The 2,014-nt window shown below is 38.3% G+C and carries 3 protein-coding genes; 2 read left to right on the forward strand and 1 reads right to left on the reverse strand.

Annotated elements, in window-relative coordinates; genetic code table 11:
* Both BBH99_RS11245 and BBH99_RS11250 read left to right on the forward strand, forming a co-directional pair.
* On the forward strand, nt 1-262 hold a 262-nt coding region (locus tag BBH99_RS11245), incomplete at its 5' end, for an efflux RND transporter permease subunit (protein WP_131799220.1).
* Between the two features lie 67 nt (nt 263-329).
* Nucleotides 330-1,745, forward strand: a complete 1,416-nt coding sequence (locus BBH99_RS11250) for an efflux transporter outer membrane subunit (protein WP_066695548.1) — start codon at nt 330-332, stop codon at nt 1,743-1,745.
* Between the two features lie 135 nt (nt 1,746-1,880).
* On the opposite strand, the gene BBH99_RS23055 is transcribed toward BBH99_RS11250, so the two are convergent.
* Nucleotides 1,881-2,014: C1 family peptidase (locus BBH99_RS23055; protein WP_394363555.1), on the reverse strand; the 134-nt coding region annotated here is incomplete at its 5' end.

The following is a 2,014-nucleotide window of genomic DNA, read 5'->3' on the forward strand; positions in this document are numbered from 1 at the left end:
GTCTGCTATTAATGCTGCAAAAGCAAGGTTAAGACCAATTCTGATGACTTCATTTGCCTTTATCTTCGGTCTATTGCCGCTTGTTCTTGCTAGTGGAATTGGAGCCGTAGGAAACCGATCCATTGCAACCGGTGCTGCAATAGGATTGTTGATAGGAACGATCTTAGGATTATTCGTAATTCCGGTATTGTATGTAATTTTTGAAACGATACAGGAAAAGATCAAACCTATTAAAAAAGAAGACATCAATTTAGCCGAGTAAATAATTTAGTTTAGGGTTTTTGGCTAAAACCGGAAACCTTGAACTTTAAACTTTTAAACCTCAAATAATGAAGAGTTTAATAAACATCATAAAAGGAATAACTTTCTCAGCCATTATGCTGGGAGCCATAACGTCCTGTATGGCCAGAAAGGAATATGAAAGGCCGAAGAACGTAGTTGATGAAAAGCTTTTCCGCACAGATATGCTTCCTTCAGACAGTACCAGTGTTGCGAATGTTTCATGGAAAGAAATCTTCACAGATCCTATACTTCAGGGGCATATTTCAAAAGCTTTGGATAATAACCTGGATATCAGGATTGCTTTACAAAGTATCAATTCTGCAGAAGCTTATCTTAAACAAAGCAAGGCGGCCTATGCTCCAACGCTTTCTGTGGGACCTAACTATACTTTCCAGACACAGTCTCTCAATACTCAGTTCGGACAGATCATTGGAGAAAGACGTTATGTAAATCAGTTTGACATTACAGCAAGTTTGGGCTGGGAAGCAGATTTATGGGGCAAAATGAAAGCACAGGAAAAAGCACAATTGGCAGCTTATCTGGGAACCGTTGCGGCTCATAAAGCTGTAAAAAGCAGTCTTGTTTCCTCTATTGCTTCTGCATATTATCAGTTGTTGACATTTGATTCCCAGAAAAAGATCATTACAGAAACAATTGCCATTAGGGAAAAGAATCTGGAAACAACAAAAGCACTGAAAGCGTCTGGAAACCTCACTGAAGTTGCAGTACAGCAAAGTGAAGCGCTTGTTTTCAATGCAAAATCATTATTGATTGACATCGATACGCAGATTCAATTGCTTGAAAATACAATGAGCCTTTTAATGGGTGAGCCTTCTCATACGATTGAAAGATCTACACTGGAAGGGCAGAGCCTTCCGATTGATCTAAAACTTGGATATCCAGCTCAATTGTTGGCAAACCGTCCGGATGTCATGAGGGCAGAATACAACCTAATGAATGCATTTGAGTTGACTAACGCTGCGAAAGCTCAGTTTTATCCAACATTAAAGCTTACAGGAACAGGAGGACTTCAGTCTGTAGATATTGATCACCTGTTCAATGTAAACTCACTATTTGCGAATGTAGTGGCAGGACTGGCACAGCCTATTCTGAACAAAAGAACCATCAAGACCAACTATGACGTAAGTCTTGCTAATCAGGAAACTGCTTATCTGAACTTCAGAAAAACAGTTCTTACCGCAGGAAAAGAAGTTTCAGATGCCATCAGAGTGTTCTCGGTTCAGGATTCATTCATTGAGTTGAAACAAAAAGAATTGGTCGCTTACAAAAATTCTGTAGAATATTCCCAGGAATTGGTAAACTACGGGATGGCTAACTATCTTGAAGTTTTGAATGCGAGTGTAAATTCATTGAATGCAGAACTTAATATTTCCAATGCAAGATATAACAAAATGAAGGCTGCCGTTGAGCTGTATCAGGCTTTAGGCGGAGGCTGGAAATAAAACAGTATGTTGTAATAAAAATAATAAAAGCGTGTGTCAGGAATGGCACACGCTTTTTATTGATAAAGATTTTGAAAAGACCAAAAAAAGGCCGGAATTTATTCCGGCCATGATTTCACTTTTATAGTTTCTTTTTTATTGAACATAGGCTACATAAGATTCATTAATAGCTCCTTTTGTAGTTTTTGCAAAGAATGTATAATCTATCCAGAAAAATCCATTGTCGCCCCATGTTTTACCCCAAGAGTTTTGTACTTTAAATGCCTGTT

It is taken from the genome of Chryseobacterium contaminans (assembly GCF_001684955.1).
In the GTDB taxonomy this organism is placed as follows: Bacteria; Bacteroidota; Bacteroidia; order Flavobacteriales; family Weeksellaceae; genus Chryseobacterium; species Chryseobacterium contaminans.